The sequence below is a fragment of the Flavobacterium sp. genome (assembly GCF_044339515.1).
Taxonomy (GTDB): Bacteria; Bacteroidota; Bacteroidia; order Flavobacteriales; family Flavobacteriaceae; genus Flavobacterium.
The window spans coordinates 1-20947 of the sequence record NZ_JBIIVK010000056.1 but is presented as its reverse complement, the minus strand read 5'-3'; the positions used below and the strand labels follow the sequence as shown (position 1 = coordinate 20947).

The 20947-nt window shown below is 34.3% G+C and carries 16 protein-coding genes; 5 read left to right on the top strand and 11 right to left on the bottom strand.

Annotated features, from left to right (window positions below):
* Nucleotides 1–816: 816 nt before the first annotated feature.
* The 3 genes from xerA to ACIQ0M_RS13225 all read right to left on the bottom strand — a co-directional run bounded on the left by xerA (nt 817) and on the right by ACIQ0M_RS13225 (nt 3773).
* Entirely contained in the window at nt 817–1854 is a 1038-nt protein-coding gene (xerA, locus tag ACIQ0M_RS13235) for a site-specific tyrosine recombinase/integron integrase (protein WP_396153018.1), read from the bottom strand.
* Between the two features lie 282 nt (nt 1855–2136).
* The gene (gene fumC, locus ACIQ0M_RS13230) at nt 2137–3534 is read right to left on the bottom strand and encodes a class II fumarate hydratase (protein ID WP_396153016.1); all 1398 of its coding nucleotides are present in this window, start codon (nt 3532–3534) and stop codon (nt 2137–2139) included.
* Nucleotides 3535–3620: 86 nt separating this feature from the next.
* The gene (locus ACIQ0M_RS13225; protein WP_396153014.1) at nt 3621–3773 is read right to left on the bottom strand and encodes a hypothetical protein; all 153 of its coding nucleotides are present in this window, start codon (nt 3771–3773) and stop codon (nt 3621–3623) included.
* Nucleotides 3774–3959: 186 nt separating this feature from the next.
* Between ACIQ0M_RS13225 and ACIQ0M_RS13220 the strand changes: the two genes are divergently transcribed.
* Nucleotides 3960–4121 carry a hypothetical protein gene (locus ACIQ0M_RS13220; RefSeq protein ID WP_396153011.1) on the top strand — a complete coding sequence of 54 codons (162 nt, stop codon included), beginning with the start codon at nt 3960–3962 and terminating at the stop codon, nt 4119–4121.
* 57 nt (nt 4122–4178) lie between these two features.
* Here ACIQ0M_RS13220 and ACIQ0M_RS13215 read toward each other — a convergent pair whose 3' ends face one another.
* Both ACIQ0M_RS13215 and arsC read right to left on the bottom strand, forming a co-directional pair.
* Complete coding sequence (locus ACIQ0M_RS13215; protein WP_396153009.1) at nt 4179–6629, bottom strand: TonB-dependent receptor domain-containing protein; 2451 nt, start codon at nt 6627–6629, stop codon at nt 4179–4181.
* A 90-nt stretch (nt 6630–6719) separates the two neighbouring features.
* Nucleotides 6720–7067 (bottom strand): arsenate reductase (glutaredoxin), encoded by a 348-nt coding sequence (gene arsC / locus ACIQ0M_RS13210; RefSeq protein WP_396153007.1) that lies wholly within the window; start codon nt 7065–7067, stop codon nt 6720–6722.
* 106 nt (nt 7068–7173) lie between these two features.
* Between arsC and ACIQ0M_RS13205 the strand changes: the two genes are divergently transcribed.
* Complete coding sequence (locus ACIQ0M_RS13205; RefSeq protein ID WP_396153005.1) at nt 7174–8106, top strand: lysostaphin resistance A-like protein; 933 nt, start codon at nt 7174–7176, stop codon at nt 8104–8106.
* Nucleotides 8099–9157 (top strand): AMP-binding protein, encoded by a 1059-nt coding sequence (locus ACIQ0M_RS13200; protein WP_396153002.1) that lies wholly within the window; start codon nt 8099–8101, stop codon nt 9155–9157. Before ACIQ0M_RS13205 ends, ACIQ0M_RS13200 begins: the two co-directional genes overlap by 8 nt.
* A 106-nt stretch (nt 9158–9263) precedes the next feature.
* On the opposite strand, the gene ACIQ0M_RS13195 is transcribed toward ACIQ0M_RS13200, so the two are convergent.
* A complete protein-coding gene (locus ACIQ0M_RS13195) occupies nt 9264–10871 on the bottom strand; it encodes a M1 family metallopeptidase (protein ID WP_396153000.1) in 1608 nt (535 codons plus the stop codon).
* 425 nt (nt 10872–11296) lie between these two features.
* On the opposite strand from ACIQ0M_RS13195, the gene katG reads away from it, so the two are divergent.
* The gene (gene katG, locus ACIQ0M_RS13190) at nt 11297–13495 is read left to right on the top strand and encodes a catalase/peroxidase HPI (protein WP_396153020.1); all 2199 of its coding nucleotides are present in this window, start codon (nt 11297–11299) and stop codon (nt 13493–13495) included.
* 688 nt (nt 13496–14183) lie between these two features.
* On the opposite strand, the gene ACIQ0M_RS13185 is transcribed toward katG, so the two are convergent.
* On the bottom strand, nt 14184–14633 hold the full coding sequence (locus tag ACIQ0M_RS13185) for a GNAT family N-acetyltransferase (RefSeq protein WP_396152998.1): 450 nt from the start codon (nt 14631–14633) through the stop codon (nt 14184–14186).
* 335 nt (nt 14634–14968) lie between these two features.
* Between ACIQ0M_RS13185 and ACIQ0M_RS13180 the strand changes: the two genes are divergently transcribed.
* A complete protein-coding gene (locus ACIQ0M_RS13180) occupies nt 14969–17065 on the top strand; it encodes a TonB-dependent receptor domain-containing protein (RefSeq protein WP_396152996.1) in 2097 nt (698 codons plus the stop codon).
* A gap of 447 nt (nt 17066–17512) precedes the next feature.
* Here ACIQ0M_RS13180 and ACIQ0M_RS13175 read toward each other — a convergent pair whose 3' ends face one another.
* The 4 genes from ACIQ0M_RS13175 to ACIQ0M_RS13160 all read right to left on the bottom strand — a co-directional run bounded on the left by ACIQ0M_RS13175 (nt 17513) and on the right by ACIQ0M_RS13160 (nt 20926).
* A complete protein-coding gene (locus ACIQ0M_RS13175; RefSeq protein WP_396152994.1) occupies nt 17513–18307 on the bottom strand; it encodes a hypothetical protein in 795 nt (264 codons plus the stop codon).
* A gap of 158 nt (nt 18308–18465) precedes the next feature.
* The gene (locus tag ACIQ0M_RS13170; RefSeq protein ID WP_396152991.1) at nt 18466–19425 is read right to left on the bottom strand and encodes a hypothetical protein; all 960 of its coding nucleotides are present in this window, start codon (nt 19423–19425) and stop codon (nt 18466–18468) included.
* 192 nt (nt 19426–19617) lie between these two features.
* Complete coding sequence (locus ACIQ0M_RS13165; RefSeq protein WP_396152989.1) at nt 19618–20019, bottom strand: hypothetical protein; 402 nt, start codon at nt 20017–20019, stop codon at nt 19618–19620.
* Between the two features lie 148 nt (nt 20020–20167).
* A complete protein-coding gene (locus ACIQ0M_RS13160; protein WP_396152987.1) occupies nt 20168–20926 on the bottom strand; it encodes an HNH endonuclease family protein in 759 nt (252 codons plus the stop codon).
* Nucleotides 20927–20947 lie beyond the last annotated feature (21 nt).

Sequence of the window (20947 nt, the reverse complement as noted above, 5' to 3'; positions counted from 1 at the left end):
AATCCTTAACGGAAGTCTACATTCAACTCAACCCATCTCTTTGCGAACCGCCGAGTACGTGACCCGTATGCTCGGTGGTGTGAGAGGCTCTCCCTACTAGTTTCTAGTGGGGCAGTCTACTCGATTGTGCAATCGGCTTTTATATATTTTCTCCAAGTATATTGTTTTTTATATTTTATTTATTACCTTTGTTTTGTCAATAGTCTTGGTCGACTATAAATAACGAAAAAAGTTAATAGAGTTAATACAGTTTCTCACCTGTATTTTATTTTTTGTTTTACTCATTTTTATTTATTTTATAAAAACATTAAACTCTTTTAACTACAATACAAATCCCTCGGTGTCCTGATGTCGAGGGATTTTAGTTATCTATACTTTTAGGTAGCGGGTGGTATGGATAAATTGAGGGCGTTTATACCACAATACAATCAGTCCTCTGTTGATTTTTCGTTATGACGACAAAGTACATTGACGGAGTTTTACATCAACTGATTTTTAGATACTCTGTCGTGAGAAATGGAGTAACTATTAGAGCCAGAAAGGGACACCCGTTCCCGATTTGGATTCCAGTTGTGTAAACGAGGACTTTAACCAAAGTAAACAAAAGAGAGATTCATCAGGACTCTCTTTTCCTTTTTATATTCAATAATGTTTAAGAACTTTTTCTAAACATCGTGTTTTCAGCGGTATGTTTGTCATAAGCTGTTGCACAACTTGTTTTTACCCGCTACTTTGTAGCGGTTATACACCCAAAACCAGTTGTATACCCGCTACTTTCTAGCGTATTTTATTCAAATATACAATTTATTTATATTCTTACAAATCGTCAAATGGACTTTTTATTTGTTGAATACTTTTGGTGCTAACGTGCGTATAAATTTCTGTTGTTTTACTACTGTTGTGCCCCAATAGTTCTTGAATGTATCGTAAATCTGTACCGCTTTCTAATAGATGTGTTGCATAACTATGCCGCAACCAATGCAAAGTAACCGGTTTTGTAATTCCTACTTTTTTTATAGCTTGTTTTACTACTTGTTGCAAACTTCGTTCATCATATGGTGTTCCTTTTGTTTGGCCTTCGAATAAATAGTTTGTGGGTTTGTAGATTTTGTAATAGTCTCGCAACATCTGTAAAATTTTAGGACTCAAAGGAACTATTCGATCCTTCTTTCCTTTTGCATTTTTGATTAAGACGATGTTTCGTTTAGAATCGATGTGAATTGGCTTTAGTGCCAATAATTCGCCACAACGCAATCCGCAACTATAGATTAAACTTAGCATCGTTTTATGTTTTAAATTGGAATGGACTTCTAAGATTAATTTGACTTCTTCTTTACTAAGAACATTAGGCAATTTTTTTTCTGATTTTGGTCTGTGAATTTTTTCTATTTCTATTTTTCGGTCTTGAACTGAACTAAAATAAAGTTTAATTGCATTTACTATTTGGTTTTGATACGAGGAGGAAAGGTGGTTTTTACGTATGAATTCATTATTGTAGATGATTACATCTTGATTATCTAATTCCGCAAAGTTTTCATGTTTAAAAAAGGTTAGAAAAGATTTTAATGCATCAGAATAAGTCTTAACAGTGTTTTCACTGTATCGTTTGGAACGTAAGTATTGTTTAAATAATTCAATTTGTTGATAGCCTTCTTGAGAAGGTTCTTCTACTGTGATTTTAAATCGAATTCGGTTTGCTTCATTGTCCGGTACGTGCCATGCTTTTAATTTTTGACTCCACCGAATTCCTTCTAATTTTTTTACACGTTGAATTAACAGGGCATTTTTTTCGAAGTAAATGGCAATTCTTTGTTCGCCTTTGTGACGGATTCGCTTTGCAGTAATTGTTGGCATAGAAACTATTTTTATAGTGAAAAGGCAATACTAAATTAAAGAATCTAAATTAGATATAAAAATATTTTTAAGCACTCTTCTCATAGCCCCGATTGCAGTGAAAAGCCTTTGGTGAAGAAAACCTATTTTTTCTTGGTTTGGCAGAGCGACCAACGGAAGCTCCTGACAGACCTTAGAAAAAAAGATTTTTGATCAAAAGCTTGCAGCGAAAAGCGGGATTAGCTTCTAAAAAAAAAGCACCTTCGTTCGAAAGTGCTCTTGTAATTTATTAATAAAGTGAAATTATTTCAAACTTCCCACCATGTCTTCGGGTTTTACCCACGCATCAAAATCTTCAGGTGAAACATAGCCTAAACGAACGGCTTCGTCTTTTAATGTAGTTCCGTTTTTATGTGCGGTTTGAGCAATTTCAGCGGCTTTGTAATAACCGATCTTCGTATTTAGAGCGGTAACCAACATCAATGAATTATCTACCAATTCTTTGATTCGTCCATAGTTGGGTTCGATACCTTGTGCACAATGTTCGTCAAACGAAACACACGCATCACCAATTAAAATGGCCGATTGCAGGAAATTGGCTGCCATAACGGGTTTGAAAACGTTTAATTCGTAATGACCTTGTGTACCACCCACCGTGATGGTTACGTCGTTTCCAAACACTTGAGCACACACCATGGTTAAGGCTTCGCACTGGGTTGGATTCACTTTTCCGGGCATGATGGAAGAACCCGGTTCGTTTTCAGGAATTAAAATTTCGCCAATTCCTGAACGTGGTCCTGAGGCCATCATACGCACATCGTTGGCAATTTTATTTAAGGAAACGGCTAACATTTTTAAAGCTCCGTGCGATTCCACAATGGCATCGTGAGCAGCAAGAGCTTCAAATTTATTTTCTGCGGTTACAAAAGGTAGACCGGTAAATTGAGCAATGTATTCAGCCACTTTTACGTCGTAGCCGGGAGGTGTGTTTAATCCGGTTCCAACGGCGGTTCCGCCCAAGGCAACTTCGGCAAGATGTTCTAAGGTATTTTTTAAGGCTTTTAAACCGTGGTCTAATTGTGATACATAACCTGAAAATTCTTGGCCTAAGGTGAGGGGAGTGGCGTCCATTAAATGCGTTCGTCCGATTTTAACCACATTCATATATTGGTCGGCTTTTGCTTTTAGCGTATTGCGAAGTTGCGTTACGCCGGGAATAGTTTTTTCAATCACCGCTTTGTAGCAAGCGATGTGCATTCCGGTTGGGAAAGTATCGTTAGACGATTGTGATTTGTTGACGTCATCATTGGCTTTAACCAATTGTTCGCCTTCGCCAATGTTGAATCCACCTAAAACTTGTGCACGGTTGGCAATAACTTCGTTTACGTTCATGTTGCTTTGTGTTCCGGAACCGGTTTGCCAAATTACCAAAGGAAATTGGTCATCTAATTTCCCAGCCAAGATTTCGTCACAAACCGCTGCAATGGCATCTCTTTTTTCTAGGGATAAAACACCTAAATCATGGTTGGCAAAGGCAGCCGCTTTTTTGAGGTAAGCAAAACCTTCGATGATTTCTTTTGGCATTGAGGCAGAAGGCCCGATTTTAAAGTTGTTGCGAGAACGTTCGGTTTGTGCTCCCCAGTATTTGTCGGCGGGTACTTTTACTTCGCCCATGGTGTCTTTTTCGATACGGTAATTCATGGTTGTGTATATTTATAATTTAATTTGTTTTTTATTGAACACAGATTATAATAATTTGAAAAATCTTTAAAATTGATTATGCTTTTTTAAACCCGCAACTCGCAACTTTTCAACTCGCAACTTAAAATGGAACACGGATTGAACGGATTTGCTAAAGCAAAACGCGGGTTTGCACAGATTTTGACAGCTTCGCTGTAATGGGTTTGCACGGATTTTTTTTCATCATCTTCGTCATTCATTTCAAAATCTGTTACCGCAATCGTTGAAACCGACAACAGACAACCGACAACCGACAACCGACAACGTTCAACCGAGCTACAAATTTACTTATTAACATTTCTATTTTAAAATAATTTTGAAATTATCTTGATAAAATGATTAAGTTGATTTACATTTGTAATTGAATTCGAAAAATTCCGGAAAACATGTTTGAATTTCAACAGTACTTAGGCTTTTTACTTTTCTTAACCATTTTAACCATCGGTTTTTGGTTGATGATTTTCTTAGTTGGTTTTGTTCACTATTGGTTGGGCGGAGCAATTATGGAATTAATCAAAGAGAAAAGAGGAAAAAAAGACGATGAATAATATATTTGATAAAATATATTGATCAAAAAAGGGACGCTATTGCGTCCCTTTTTGTATTTATGGTTTTCCCATGAATTCACCGTCGTCACCATTTTCTCTTCGTGGCATTCTCTCTTTTTCGTTTTTCGGTTTATTGAAACGATAGGTGATGGAAAGGTTAATTTGTCTTTCTCGCCATTGCATTTCACTGTATGAACTTACTTGCGGTAAATTGACTTCTGAAATTCTTTTTCTGGAATTAAAAATATCACTTACGTTGAAAGCAATTGTTGCTTTATCTTTCAAAATATCTTTGCTTAATGCTAAATTGGCACTTAACACACCAAGATTTTTACCTTGAGCCGTTTTTTGTGGAGCATTGTAAGTCGCGTTTGATTGAAAGTCTATTTTGTACGGTAAGGTTACTTTTGAATTAATTCGAGCAAACCAACTTGTTGCAACATTATCCAAATCAATCGTAACAGACTGAAATAATGAATTAATATAATTGAATTCACCTAACGTTTCGTTACGGAAAAAGTTGAAGTTCCCGTTTAATCTCCACCATTTGAAAGGTGTATAGTTTAGTGTAAATTCAAAACCAAATCGATATTCTGTTGCTAAGTTAATTGGACCACTTAAAACTTGAGGCACACCATTAATTCTAACACCGGATTCTCTTCTAATAAATTGAAAAACATCATCCGTTCTATTAATATAAGCCGATGTATTGAAGGTTAATTTATCCCAACGTTTCAAATATCCTAAATCTATAGCATGAGTTAAGGCAGGATCTAAATCCGGATTTCCTTGAAAGATGTTGATGTTACTGGAAAGATTAGCCGTTGGATTTAAAAAGCGTCCTCTTGGTCGTTGAATTCTTCGGCTGTAACTTAGCGATACATTACTTTTATCTGATATTTCATAAGCAAAAAATGCACTTGGAAAAAAGTTGTTGTATCGTTTAGTATTGTTATTATTTTCTGATATAAGATTTACTCCGATATTAGAATCTTCCCAACGTAAACCAAACAAATAAGAGAATTTATTGATTTTAGAACCAAATTGAGTGTATAATGCATTAACATATTCTTTGTATTCAAACACGTTAGAAAACAGAGGATCTACTTCAAAATCATTCGTATCATCATTAAAAGTCTGTACGTCAAAATCGGTTAACACTTTGGTGAATTCACCGCGGTAACCGGCTTCAAAACGAGAATCTTTATCTATTGGCAATACATAATCGGTTTGAAATAAATTTCTGTTTTGTTTTTGAATATTGGCAGTGGTTTGATCGGTTTCATCAAAAATATACGCAAGATCATTGTCCTTGTTCAAGGAGGTAGAGAAATCAACGGTGAGCTGATGACCATCTTTTTTGAATTTTTTGACTAAATTGGACGAATATTCAATGTTTTCTCCTTTATTGGTTTGATCATTAAAACGTCTGCGAACGCCGATAAAATTAAAGTCAGCATCATAATCATAAAATAATACTTCGTCCGGGTTTGATCCATCATCTCTTCGGTAAGAGACGGTGTTTGTCCAACTGGTTGTTTTATCCAAAAACCATTCTGCTCCAAAGCTACCGTTGTAAGCTTCTCTCAAGCGGTTATTTGTTCTTCTTTCGTTAATGAAATTAGTAGTTTCACGTTCAGCATTAAAATACTCGGAATTAGTCAATGAGTTACCCGGACTATTTCGATCACTGTAACCTAGCGTACTAAAAACATTAAAGTTTTCTGATTTATAATTAATGTTTCCTGTTAATCCATAATTTTTAGGATCACCAACCGTTCCGGTAACTACACCATTTAAACCTTGGTTTTTTCCTTTTTTAAGGATGATATTCAAAATTCCACCACCACCTTCGGCATCGTAACGGGCAGATGGATTGGTGATTACTTCAACTTTGTCGATAGCATCAGCCGGAATTAAGCGTAAAGCATCTGTTACATTGATGGCATTGGAGGGTCTTCCGTCAATTAGAATTCGCACATTTTCATTTCCTCTTAAACTCACGTTTCCTTCTACGTCTACAGAAACAGAAGGAACGTTATCTAACACATCACTAACGGTTCCACCTTTCACCATCATATCTTGACCAACATTATAGACACGCTTGTCTAATTTTATTTCAACGGTTGAGGCTTCAGCACGCAATTCAACACCTTCCAGTTGGGTTGCATCGTCTGTTAAAGAAATTGTTCCCAGGTTAGTGTTTTCTTGTAAATTACGCCCTTTAAATTCAACAGTTTTGAACGAGATAAACTCGATTCGGATGTTGTAGTTTCCCGCATTTACTTCAATGTCAAATTCTCCTTTTGGGTCAGTAATACCACCGGTTACAATTTCGGGGTTACGAACACTTTGAAATACAATAGTGGCATATTCCAAAGGTTGAGAAGAAGATTTTTCAATTACTTTTCCGGTTACTTTAATTTTTTTGGCATCGGGTCGTTGTGCGAAAGAAAATAAAGATACACTTAGAAAGAATAAAAGTAACGCTGCTTTAAAATTTTTCATTCAGTTGGTTTTTGATTAAAATGCTAAGACTGCAAAACTATTGATAGGTTTAAGCTTATAATCTCAAAGGTTTGTTAAATGATTTCTTAACTATTTCTTAAGAAAATCAATAATTTTTTGTGGTGGACGACCGATAACCGCTTTATTTTCAGTAATAACAATGGGTCTTTCCATCAAAATGGGATTGTTGGCAATAGCTTTGATTAATTCAGCATCAGCAAGTTTCTTTCCTTTGAATTGTTCAATCCAAATTTTTTCTTTTTGTCGGATCAAATCAATAGGAGTGATATTAAGTTTTTTAATAAGCTCTGTCAATTCGCTTTCAGTAAGTGGATTATCTAAATATTTTATTACTTCAAACGGTTTGCCAGTTTCTTCTATGACTGAAAGACCTTCTCTTGATTTACCACATCTTGGGTTGTGTAGTATTTTTATCATTTCCTTTTTTTACAAAGTAAGCGGATTGAATTTCAATTTTCGTTAAAAAAAATGTAACATATTCCTAGACAAAAAAACTTATATTTGAAAAAATAAACTTTTGCTAATGTATATCGATCAAATCAATAACAAGAAATTTAATTTCATTCTTTATCTTCCCATTCCACTGGCTTTTTTGGGGATAATTGTTTTTAACTACTTCACCACTAAAGATGTAAATGTTGACGAATTATTACAAAACATGATTCAGCAATTTGGTGTTAACTTTACTTTTGTGTCAATAATAGGCCCGTTATCTTTCGCCTGTGTTTTACTTCTTTTGTGGGTGAAATTTATTCATAATCAAAGTATTACAAGTCTCACTACAGCTAGAAAAAGTATTGATTGGAATCGAATATTTTTTTCATTTTCAATTTGGTCTTTCGTTACTATTGCTTCGACTTTGATACTATATTTCACTGCACCGGAAAGTTTTGTGGTAAATTTTGACCCACTCAATTTTTTTCCATTTTTACTCTTAGCTATTCTATTCATCCCTTTGCAAACCAGTTTTGAAGAATATCTCTTTCGAGGTTATTTAATGCAAGGAATTGGTGTGGCAACCAAAAGCAGATTAATTCCTTTAATTATTACATCCATAACGTTTGGAGTAATGCACATTGCCAACCCCGAAGTAGGTAAACTAGGCCCGATTATTATGGTTTATTACATTGGAACCGGATTCTTTTTAGGTATTATCACCTTGATGGACGAAGGATTGGAATTGGCCTTGGGGTTTCATGCGGCCAACAACTTAATCGGAGCACTTTTAGTAACGGCGGATTGGACCGCTTTTCAAACGCATTCCATCCTGAAAGATGTTTCTGAACCTTCCGCAGGCTTTGATGTTTTGTTTCCGGTTTTGGTGATTTTTCCGATTCTTTTGTTTATTTTTGGTAGGAAATATAAGTGGACAAACTGGAAGGAAAAACTAACCGGAAAAGTATATGAACATTGTCCTGAAAATGATTTAATTAACACCATTGGCGATCATGATTAACACGGAAATTACCTATCACAACGTACATAACAAATTCAAACTAAACGGATTTCACCTCAATCGGGAAGAACTTTGCATGTTCGCCTACAGTTTTATCAAAGAAGGTGAAGATTTTGAAAAACCCGTTGGCGATTTTTTATTGGATTGGTTTGATGATAAAAGCTATATCGAAATGAATACTTCCGGCTCAACCGGTAAACCCAAATTAATTAAAGTTGACAAACAAGCAATGGTTCGTTCGGCTTTGGCAACCGGAGATTTTTTTGATTTAAAACCGGGTGATAAAGTACTTCATTGCTTACCTGCCAATTATGTAGCCGGTAAAATGATGTTGATACGCGGATTTATTTTAGGATTAGAAATTGATTTCGTAGCTCCAAGCTCACATCCATTAGCGAAGATTGATTACGATTATGACTTTGCTGCTTTAGTTCCCATGCAGGCTCAATATTCATTAGACAAATTAAAACACGTTCGGAAAATCATTATTGGCGGGGCAAAAATCACTAAACCTCTAGAAGAAAAATTACTGAAAATTAAATCAGAAATTTATGAAACCTATGGAATGACCGAGACAATCACGCACATTGCTGCCCGAAAAATGGGTGAGGAGGCCTTTACGGTTTTTCCCAATGTGATGTTGTCGTTGGATGATAAAAATTGTTTGTTGATTAAAGCTCCTTCTGTTTCTCCTGATATTATTGAAACGAATGACATTGTGGAAATGGTTTCTGAAAATCAATTCATTTGGTTAGGCAGATATGACAACGTTGTCAATAGTGGTGGTATCAAATTAATTCCCGAACAAATTGAAGAAAAACTGGCGACTCGAATACCGAGACGTTATTTTGTTGCCGGAAAGCCCGATCCTGTGTTGGGAGAACGTTTGGTCTTGATCGTAGAGGGAGAACCGTTACCCATTGAAGATTCTGTTTTTGATGTATTGGATAAATACGAAAAGCCGAAAGAAATTCACTTTGTGAAGCATTTTGAAGAAACACCAACGGGAAAAATTGTTCGGAAAGAAACGTTAGGGAAATTTATGAGTTAATTTCTCTTTTTTAGTAAACCGTATACTTTAAAATTTGGATACCCAGTAAACCTGACAAGTGTTGAAAGCCTGTCAGGTTTATTTTTTTTTATCAAGTTTATAAATCTTACTTCACCGTAACTAACATTTTATTCAATGACAATTGAATATCTTCAGTAGCAATTGCATTAGGGACTTTCACCCAATCATTGCTAACCATTATTCTCGTACTTTTTCCATTAGAAAAATACTCAATCGGCATTTCAAAGTTGGTTACATCGGTGTTCCATCTCGCTTCAATGGATTTTTTGTTGGTTCTAAACTCCAATTCCGGTAAGTTTTTATAATTTAAATATTGATTAAAAACCGGTGCCAAATTCATTCCCGATTCTTTAGTGAAGAAGTCCACCACATCTTTGGTTTCTATGATTTGATGCCGAAAGGTTTCTGCGTAGTTGCGGATTAATTTCCACCATTTTTCATCATTGTCCATCATATGTCGAATGGTGTTTAAAACCAATGCACCTTTGTAATACATATCCGAATTACCGGTTTTAAAATTAACACCGAATTGACCAATGATCGGTTTTTGATTGCCCACCATCATTTTCTGTCCATTGATGTAATCCATCGCTTTTTCATAACCAAATTGACATTCTACAAATACTGATTCTGAATAAGTAGTAAAACTCTCGTGGATCCACATATCGGCAATGTCTTTTGAAGTGATGCTATTGCCAAACCATTCATGTCCGGTTTCGTGTATGGTGATATAGTCAAACAGCATACCGACTCCGGTGCCTGTCATATCATTACCCAAATAACCTTTCATGTATTTATTTCCATAAGCCACGGCACTTTGGTGTTCCATGCCTAAATAAGGAGTTTCCACCAATTTGAACCCGTCTTCAATAAACGGATAGGCTCCAAATTTCTCTTGAAAACAATTCATCATTGGTTTTACTTCCTCAAAATGTTTACGAGCTTTTATTTCGTTTTTACGCAAAACATAATAGTCTAAATCCAATCCGTTCAATTCATCGTGAATGTGCACATAATCGGCAATGTTAATGACAATGTTATAATTGTTAATCGGACTTTTCACTTCCCAATCCCAACGCGTGTAACCGTCTTTTAATTCTTCCTTTCCTAAAAAACGACCATTGGAAACATTCATCAAACCATTTGGAACAGCCACGCGAACCGAAGCTCCACGATCAGGTTCATCCGTTTGATGGTCTTTTACCGGATACCACAAACTGGCACCTGTTCCTTGTACGGCAACACCAATAAAATCTTTTCCATTGCCGTCTTTTTTCCATACAAAACCGCCATCCCAAGGAGCATTCTTAGCAACCAAAGGCTTTCCTGAATAATAAAATCGAATTTTTTGTTCGGAATTTAGTGGTAAATCAGCAGGGAAATCGATAAAAACCGCATCCAATTCGCGGTTGTAAGTTAGTTTTTTTCCCTCGTGAAGGATACTGTCAACCTTCATATTTTCAAATAAATCCAATTGAATTGTTGTGGTTTTTTCAATAAATTTGAACGTAATATCATTATAACCTACAACGGTGCGGTAATCCGGATTGATAGTAATGTTCAAATCATACCGTTGCACATCAAAAGCTGTACGTTCCGGACGCAGACCTCCTTGCAAAGTATCACGACGGGTAAAATTTTGTGCTTGACTAATCCATGTTAAAAACAGAAATAAAGAGGTAATTCGAATCATTTTTTAAATATATTAACAACACAATATTACTTTATTTTTTAATAAGTGGATAAATTTTATGATTTTGTTTACTATTTTTTGTTGTTAATAATTCAATCTCAATTTCCGAATTAGCGGTATTTTTAAATAAAAAAATCCTTCCAATTACAATATAGATACAATCTATTAAAAAAATATTTTCAATAGAGAATAATGTAGTAATTTGGTTCTGTTGAAAAATGGTCAATAGTTATATTAAATGCATAACAAAATAGTTATTTTAATACAACTAAATTGTATTGGTGTTTTCAAAATCATCAAATTTTCATATATTTAATACACTTTTCAACATACCGATTTTTAATTGCAAACAAATTAATAACCAAAAATAATTTTACATTATGAACAATTCATCAGAAGGTCAATGCCCACACCATCATCAAGCTATGGGCAATGAAGCTACTCCCTCACATTCTTCATCGGGAAAATGTCCCGTGATGCACGGAGCCAATTCCAACACTAATCAATCAGTGATGGAGTGGTGGCCTAAATCACTCAACTTAGACATTTTACACCAACACGATACCAAAACCAATCCGTTGGGAAATGACTTTAATTATGCTGAGGAATTCAAAAAACTAGATTTAGAAGCTCTTAAAACCGACCTGAAAAATCTCATGACCGACAGCCAAGATTGGTGGCCGGCCGATTGGGGGCATTATGGCGGATTAATGATTCGTTTGGCTTGGCATGCAGCCGGGACTTACAGAATTGCAGACGGTAGAGGGGGTTCTAACACCGGAAATCAGCGATTTGCACCTTTAAACAGTTGGCCGGATAATGGTAACTTAGACAAAGCTCGTCGTCTGTTGTGGCCAATCAAGAAAAAGTATGGAAATAAAATTTCATGGGCCGATTTGATGATTTTAGCCGGAAACATGGCGTATGAATCGATGGGCTTTAAAACATTTGGTTTTGCCGGAGGTCGTGAAGACATTTGGCATCCTGAAAAAGATATTTATTGGGGTTCTGAAAAAGAATGGCTTGCTCCATCAGGAAGCGAAGGAACCCGTTATTCCGGTGAACGTGACTTAGAAAATCCTTTGGCAGCGGTAATGATGGGATTGATTTATGTGAATCCGGAAGGAGTTGACGGTAATCCTGACCCGCTTAAAACGGCTCACGATATGCGTGTAACATTTGAGCGTATGGCCATGAACGACGAAGAAACTGTTGCTTTAACTGCCGGTGGTCACACTGTGGGTAAAGCACACGGAAATGATGATGCTTCTTTGTTGGGAGAAAGTCCGGAAGGTGGAGAAATCCACGATCAAGGTTTTGGATGGATGAACCCAACCGGAAAAGGAAATGGAGCAGATACGGTTACCTCAGGAATTGAAGGAGCATGGACAACTCACCCAACAGTGTTTGATGATGGCTATTTTGACTTATTGTTTAAATACGATTGGCAATTGACTAAAAGTCCGGCAGGAGCATGGCAGTATGAACCGGTAAATATTGCCGAAGAAGATATGCCTGTAGATGCTCACAATCCGTCTGTACGCAGAAATCCTATGATGACTGATGCCGATATGGCTTTGAAAATGGATCCTGCTTACCGCAAAATATCAGAGCGGTTCCAACAAGATCCTGCGTATTTCCGTGATGTGTTTGCGAGAGCTTGGTTTAAATTAACACACAGGGATTTAGGTCCAAAATCACGGTACTTGGGGGCAGATGTTCCGGCTGAAGATTTAATCTGGCAAGATCCTGTTCCTACTGTAGACTACACATTATCTGCTGCTGAAATAGAAGAATTGAAAACTAAATTGTTGAACTCCGGTTTAACTAGAACCGATTTAATCAATACGGCTTGGGATAGTGCAAGAACTTTCCGTAGCTCTGACTTTAGAGGAGGAGCTAATGGAGCCCGCATTCGCCTTGCTCCACAAAAAGATTGGCAAGGAAATGAGCCGGGCCGTTTACAAAAAGTATTGAACAGACTTACAGAAATTCAAGATGGTTTAGCTAAAAAAGTTAGTATTGCTGATTTAATCGTTTTAGGTGGTACGGCTGCGGTTGAGCAAGCTGTTCGTGAGGGTGGTTTTAACATCACTGTGCCATTTACGTCCGGTCGGGGTGATGCAACACAAGAAATGACTGATGTTGCTTCTTTTGCTGATTTAGAGCCGTTGCACGATGCTTTCCGCAATTTCTTGAAAAAAGATTATGTTGTGTCTCCGGAAGAAATGATGTTAGACAAAGCTCAATTGATGGGATTAACCGCACCCGAAATGACTGTTCTTTTAGGAGGAATGCGAGTGTTGGGCACTACTTATGCGGGAGCAAAACACGGTGTATTTACGCATAACGAAGGGGTGCTTTCGAACGATTTCTTTGTGAATTTAACCGATATGAACTACAGTTGGAAACCGGTTGGAGAAAACCTTTATAATATCGTGGACCGTAAAACAGGGGTAACCAAGTGGACGGCAACGCGTGTAGACTTAGTATTTGGTTCTAATTCTATTTTAAGAGCGTATGCGGAAGTGTATGCCCAGGATGATAACAAAGAAAAGTTTGCTCATGACTTTGTGAATGCTTGGGTGAAAGTAATGAACGCAGATCGTTTTGATGTGAAATAATTCCACTAACTATAATTTACCCTTAAAAGCAACTCGGAAACGGGTTGCTTTTTTTTTGGGTGTTGTCGGTTGTCGGTTTTTGGTTGTCTGAACTCAGTTTTCCGACAATCTAAAAATAATAAAAAGATTTCCTAAATTTGTATCTTTCCTTAATAAAGCTTAATTTCTTAATGGTTTAAGGATTAATGCAAATAAATCTTCGTGTTCTTTTGTGCCTTCTTTGTGCTCCTTGTGGTTACAACTCTATTGCTTTTTAAACCAAAAAATCATCACTACAATAACCCAAAAGGGTAGTGTTGACAATAAGATTGTCCACTTTAAGCTCAACAATCCTACTATTGTCATCATTCCAAAAAGAATACTCATACATGCAATTCCAATGTACGTTAACTTTTTGTTGGGAGTGGATTGAAATAACGTAATAAAAATGAGCATTTGTCCCAAAAGCGGTAACAAAATAAAAGGATGTACTATGGCAAGCGGATTAGAGAATAACTTAGCTATTACTTCCCATTCTGCTTCAAATAAAAAGGAATGATTGTTTTTTCCCCATTCTAAGTAACCAAAAAAAGAAGTAATGAAAAGTAGAAAATTTAATTGTTTTTTTGATATTCAAATGAATACTATTGAATAGTACATCTATTAAAAACAAATAGTATTATCACTGTTAAACCTATTCAATTTTATATTAAAATACTTTTTGAAAACAAACACTATTTTCCATCCCGGCATATTGTCCGTAGTTGGGAATAATTGTGTAGCTGTTTTTTTTATAAAGCCCGATAGCTTCCGGTTGATTGACACCGGTTTCTAATATACACTTGGAATAGCCTAATTCCTTAGCCCAACTTTCTAATGATTGTACTATCAAAGAAGCTATACCTTGACCTCTTTTGTCTAATGGCACATACATTCGTTTGATTTCCATTGTATCGGCGTTGTATTCTTTCAAAGCTCCACAACCAACGGCTTTATCCTCTTCATACACAAGGATAACATGTTTAATTGCTGTAATTTTATTGAATTGATCATAAAAGGCATGTTCGTCACCATCTCTAATGGCCAATTCTTTATCCAGTTCAACGACTAATTGTTGAAAGGCTTTGTTTTCTGAATTTGTTTTGATGATGGAATACATATTTTTCCTTTTGTATTGGAAAACGGATAATTGACTAATAATTATTTGTCAAATATAAACTACTTTTTTTTAAGCTTAAAAAGTAAGTTCAATTATTTAATGACTTCTTCTTTGTAACCAAATCAATTATTATTTTCTTACATTAAATTGCACTAAAAATCCTTACAGCAAACTAAAATAAAATAGTACTTTTGAATGCGAAATTCAATTGTTTGATTGCTGATTTACTTCGGATATAATCAACTAACTATCCTTTTTTAATTTTATTCTTAAATTTCAAAAAGTGTAACATAATAAAAAATCAGAAGTCTATCTATCAAATCAACTTTATTTACATGAAAAACGTTTTATTTATCGGTTTACTGTTTCTTTTTCACATTTCGTTTGCTCAAGAGGAAACCAAGAAAGACAGTATTTTAACTACTGAATTGAAAGAAGTTGTCGTTCAATCTAAAAAGAAAAGTATAGAACAAAAAGCTGATCGAACCATCTTTAATTTTTCTGAACAAAGTCATTTAAATTCCGGTTCGGTAATGGAAGGATTAAAAAAGCTTCCCGGTTTAATTGTTTCCGATGTGGCAGGCATGATGTATCAAGGAAAACAATTGGAAGTATTTATGGATACCCGACCTTTAAATATTTTTTCCAATGAACTTACTTCGTATTTAGAGAGTCTTCCGGCTAATTCGATTGAAAAAGTGGAAATTATCACTCAACCCGGTGCCGAATTTCCGGCTACTTCCGGTGGGGCCATTATCAATATTGTTACTTCTAAAAACGCAAAAAAATACCTTTCCGCTACGTATTCAAACGGATATAGTTATACAAAATACACAAAATCAAGGCATCGTTTTAATAACAGTGTGTTGTTAAACGCCCGAAATAAATGGTTTGGCTGGCAAATTCAATTAGGTCAAAACTTCAATCAAGGCTATCAACGCACTAATTTTAGAAATGAAAGTTTTGTTTTATCGCAAAATACAACCGATAGAGAAAATCGCTTCTACTTCTTTAAAACCGGTTTAAAATTCGATTTAAAAAAAGACCGTTTATTGGTCAACTATGACTTTACCACCTCTAACAACAATGCCTTAATTGATGCTAATGGTTTTGGCTTTGCAACCAGTGATGCCAGTAAAAACAAACTCAATCGAAATGACGTTGCTTTAAATTATCAAAAGCGATTTGACGATGCAACCAAAAAGTTAGACTTTCGTTTCAACATCAATTCGGTAGATAATCAATTTGATTTAACCAACAGAAGTGTTGGAAATTCAGTTTTAGACAATGGTTTTGACCAGTTGTTCTATCAATTCAGAACCGATTATTCACAAGAGTTTTCGTTTTTAGAAAAGACCAAGTTTTCAACGGGTGTGTTGGCTGATCAATTAGAATTTGAAGCACAAAATGAAGGAAGTACCAATTTGGATTATCAACGTACGACTTTTGCAGCCTACACTGAATTTCAATCGACGTATAAAAAATTTGATTTTGTAGTAGGCGGAAGGTTAGAATCATATAGCATAGACGGAACAACCGATACCGATGATTTGATTCCGTTTAAGCAAACACGCTTTTTTCCGAATGCGAGTATTCAATACAACATCATTCCGCAAGTATTTTTTAATGCGAATTATAATAAAAAAATCAGTTTACCCAATACGGCATCTCTCAATCCTAACAATACCAATTATCAAAATCCAAACGTGACGTTTTTTGGCGACCCGAATTTAGAGCCGACTATTTTTGATAATTATGAAGTAAAAATCAGTGCTTTTGAATATTTTTATGTGAGTTATTCTCGCAGTGATGCCAACAACCAGGTAATGAATCGCATTATTACAGATGGCGATGGTGCGGCTAGTATTTCAGAAAATATTCCGCAAGTAACCATTCATAATTTTAATTTTGGGTTACCGATTCCGTACATGTTGTTTACCAAAGGCTTGACCGAAACGTTGAAATTTGATTTTAATCCCGATGAAATCAACTTTTTATACCTGTATGTGGGTCATCAAAAGCACATTTTACCGGATGTAACCAATAAAGGTTTGTGGTTTTTTAATGCCATGTCGCAAATTGTTTTGCCCGGTAAAATTACGTTTACGGCAAATTATAACACTTCTTCTACCGGTGGAAACTATTTCTATTATGAGAACCGTGTGCCTTTTGGTCAACAATTTGATGTAACATTTGCTAAGAAATTTTTAGATAATAATTTAGCTATTTCGTTGTATTGCAACGATGTTTTCAATACCAACGAACAGGGATTTAATGCCTTGGGAACCAATTTAGTTTATGATAGTAAAAACGATACCCGTCGGGTAGGCATCACCTTAAACTATAAAATTCCAACGAAAAATAAACTTGCGAAAGAGGAAAGCAATATCTTGAACAATGATAAAAAAGAAGAAAATTCGATTGTGAATTAAGCGTTTTTTGCTATCATCAAAATGAAATACACTTTTTTTTAAAACCAAATGAAATTATTTTGAGTGTGAAGTCAGAGGCATTCGCAGGCATGTGCTATCAAAGAAGACTTAGGGTAGCTGGGGAGTAATTTGCTGCGAAGTCACAGACATTCGCAGAGCACGTGCAATCAAAGAAGACTTAGGTGAGCGGGGGGATTTAAAATAAATAGTATTGAAAGAATGCAGAAAATTAAACAACCAAAAAACAATAAAACTATTTTAGATTTACTTAATTTGATTTCTATTTGTTGATTTTCACTCATAAAAACGGGATATATATTTATTCCAAATCTACACAACTTTTTCAATTGCTCACAAAAATTAATAGCTGTATTTTGGATTGAAAAATGGTATTCGAAAATAATTTTCAATCAAATAAAACTTAGTAATGATAGCGTTTTTTTTATTTTAATATTGACGTCCTGTCTTACTCGGGTCTTTTAGGTCAATCCAATAAATATGAATTGGTTCTTCTTCGTCTTGTCGACCGTTTTTGTTACTGTCAAGTTTTGCAAATACAAACATAAAGTCATTGTCTGAGTCATATTCTGACTTGAAAACAGAATAATTTTCTGGAATAAGTGCTTTTTGTTTCTCACCGTTAATGTCGAACAAGTAAAGTCGTCTAAGGTCTTTTAGATTAATAAATCCGTCTTTGTTTGTGTCGTCATTGTAAACAGAAACCATAAAGTAATCTCTGAAGATTGGTTTAAAGTTTAGTGTATCTTTAGTAAATGTGGGATAGTAAAGTGTTTTAACTAATACTGGTTTTTCAAAGAAGTTTTTTTGATTATTTTCTCTAATGTCATAATGTGAAATATTCACCAAATTATACCCGTAAACTGCTTGAAGTCCCGGCATAAGATTGTTATTCCAATTATTCCCTTTATTTTCTATGTTTTCTTCGATCTCTTCGTATCTGTAATGAAAATTGTTTGAACCAATGAAAGTCGAATTGTCGTCTTTGTTCACATTTACTTTATAAATAGTTGTCAACCGAACATTTGGAACACCTGTTAACAAAACGCTACTAGGTCGTGTGTCAATTTTCAAAGAATCACTGTTTAGTCCGTTGGATTGGTCGTTCTCGGAATTGTCTGAACTTGAACCTACCTGAAAACCTTTTTCATCAAGTTTACTGTTTGAACAACTTGTCATTAAGTAAACAAGTGTCAATATAAAAATGGTCTGTAAATATTTCATATTATCTGTTTTTTTAAAATGCTATATAACTGTCAAGTTCCCAAATCTACACAACTTTTTCGATTGCTCACAAAAATTAAAAGCTGTATACCGGATTGAAAAACGCTTTTCACAGAGCACGTGCTATCAAAGATGACTTAGGGGAGCGGGAGTAAAAGTTATTTCCCAATTAATTTCAAATATCTTTTATTGTAATAGAAAATCGTTATTGCAGATATTACTCCAAATACTGATAAAATAAATAAAATAGATAAAAAAATACTCAGTATCCAATTCAATATTCCCCAATCTTTCATTTTAAAATATACTGAATTTAATTTTTGGCTTTTAGTTCCATCTGATTCATAATATTCTACGAGAAAATTATTTGTTTTTTTATTAAATAATAATGTAAAACCTGAAGATTCTTTTGCAACTTTCTCTTCTAAATTATGAAAGTTTGAAATGGAATACATTGTTTCAAAACTTAATTCTTCATTGGTCACTGCATTGTAAGCCTTTAAGTCAAAAAGATCAATTTTATTATATTCATATGCAATAAAAAGCGGAATGAACGCTATTAAAATAGAAGCAGTTAATAAACTTAATCCGGATTTTAAAGTTTCAATATTAAACCTTTCAATTTTTGGTACGTTTGGAATCCTGTGATGGAACTCAATTTGTTTACTTATATTATGTTTTTCGATATCATCATTTATTTCTATAATTCCTTCATATTCAACAAACTCTTTAGTTTTAAAAAGATCAAATTTTAATGAAACATTATTTTCATTTAAGACATTGTTTAAAATCATTCCTTTTGAATTTGAAACTATCTTATAATCTAACCACTTCCAATTGTCTGGAATTGTAATATCAACGTAATTTTTTTCATCTGATATATCTTTTTTACCTTGACAAACTAAAAATCCACTAATAAAATATATATTTTTTTGAACTTCAATTCCTTTGTATTTTATTGAAAGGTCATCGAAATTTTTTAGTAAATCATCCTTTAAGTTAATTAGATGTTTTTCTAAATGAACTATTTTTGTTTGATTAATTTTAAAAAGAGTAATTAAACTAGGGATCCCAAGTATAAGAGTAATAATAATTGATATGATACCTTCTGTGCTCATTAATAAGTGAATTTTTCATATCAAATATATAAAACTTTTTTTAACATTTCTAAAACAAATAAAGCATTTCCTTACAAACCCCTAAAACCCAACGCTCATAAAATTAAAAGCTGTATTTCTGATTAAAAAACGCTTTTCGCAGAGCACGTGCTATCGAAGAAGACTAAGGAGAGCTGGGGTGGGCATATTTTTCTATCTAAATCCAATATTTTCGTGAAACATTTTAATTACTTTTCCATTTTCAGAAATCAAAACACCTTTTCCGAATCTTATTCCGTTTCGAATTTCATTGAATTTTTCGTTTTTATATTTAAATCCAATAATCCAACCGTTTTCAGTGTTTTTTGAATATACAGCTTTTGAATTCAAAAGATTGTGTCTTAATTTAGCTATTTCTTCAGATGTTTGATATTGGTCAAGAATTTCAGAATCAATTTTTGTCTTTTTCAAGTCAATTATTTTATCAGAGTAACCTTGTTCAATTACATAATTTTCCGCTATTCTAATTGCTTGATTTTTTGACAAACTTTGAATAGAAGTATTGCTTGTTAAAATCAATAAGATAAAAATCAGTTCAATTCTTATTTTGTTCATCTCAAATCTATGTTAACTATAAATACACTCAAATCTAAAAAACTTTTTCAACTTTTCACAAAAATCAAAAGCCATATTTCTGATTAAAAATGCTATTTGCAGAGTAGCTGCCATAAAATAGACATCTATAGAGATTTAAGTTAACGTTCTAATTAATATAAGGTAATCTCCAAACAGCAGTTGCAGTGTCAGCTAGTCTTCCTTGTCGTCTTTCAAGAGTATTTGTTGTCCATTCTGAAGCTGTAATATCTTTTGTCATTTTATACTGACTTGTATGATAAATATCTTTTTTTTCATCAAAAGATTTTGTTCCACACAAGCGGTTTTTATCATCTTCTAGAATTGTATAATTACCTAATCTGTAAATGAATGATTCTTGTATGGATAATGGAAAATTATTTTCCCATTCAACACCTGAATTTTCGGGTAGAATATGTTCTATTGTTGCAGGACTATCCTCATAATCTGTATCTGTTCCACTTAATTGATTTTCAATTTCAAATAATATATATCTGACTAGTTTTTTTCCTCTTTTGGTGCTAATTATAGAGGTAGAAAATGCATTTTTAAAGTCTTTATCTGATGTATACAATTGTCTTACTTCTTGTGCGACATTACTAGCAGTAGTTATTTGACCTGTACTAATTTTTACGGCAGCTATATTATAAATATTCTCTTTTAAATTAGTATGAAGTCCACCAATAATTGTATAACGAAACGTAATCACACTAATAATTCGTAATACTTTAGTAAATTCTTCAGTAGATAAATTGTTATATGCAGCTAGTAGTAATGGAAGAGCCCCGCTATCCGAAGTTTGTAAGATTCTATGCGAAGGTCTTCCATATCCAAAGTTAGCAGATGCTCTGCGAATGTCTGTGACTTCGCAGCAAATATACAATTCCAATTTTTATTATATTTGATTAAA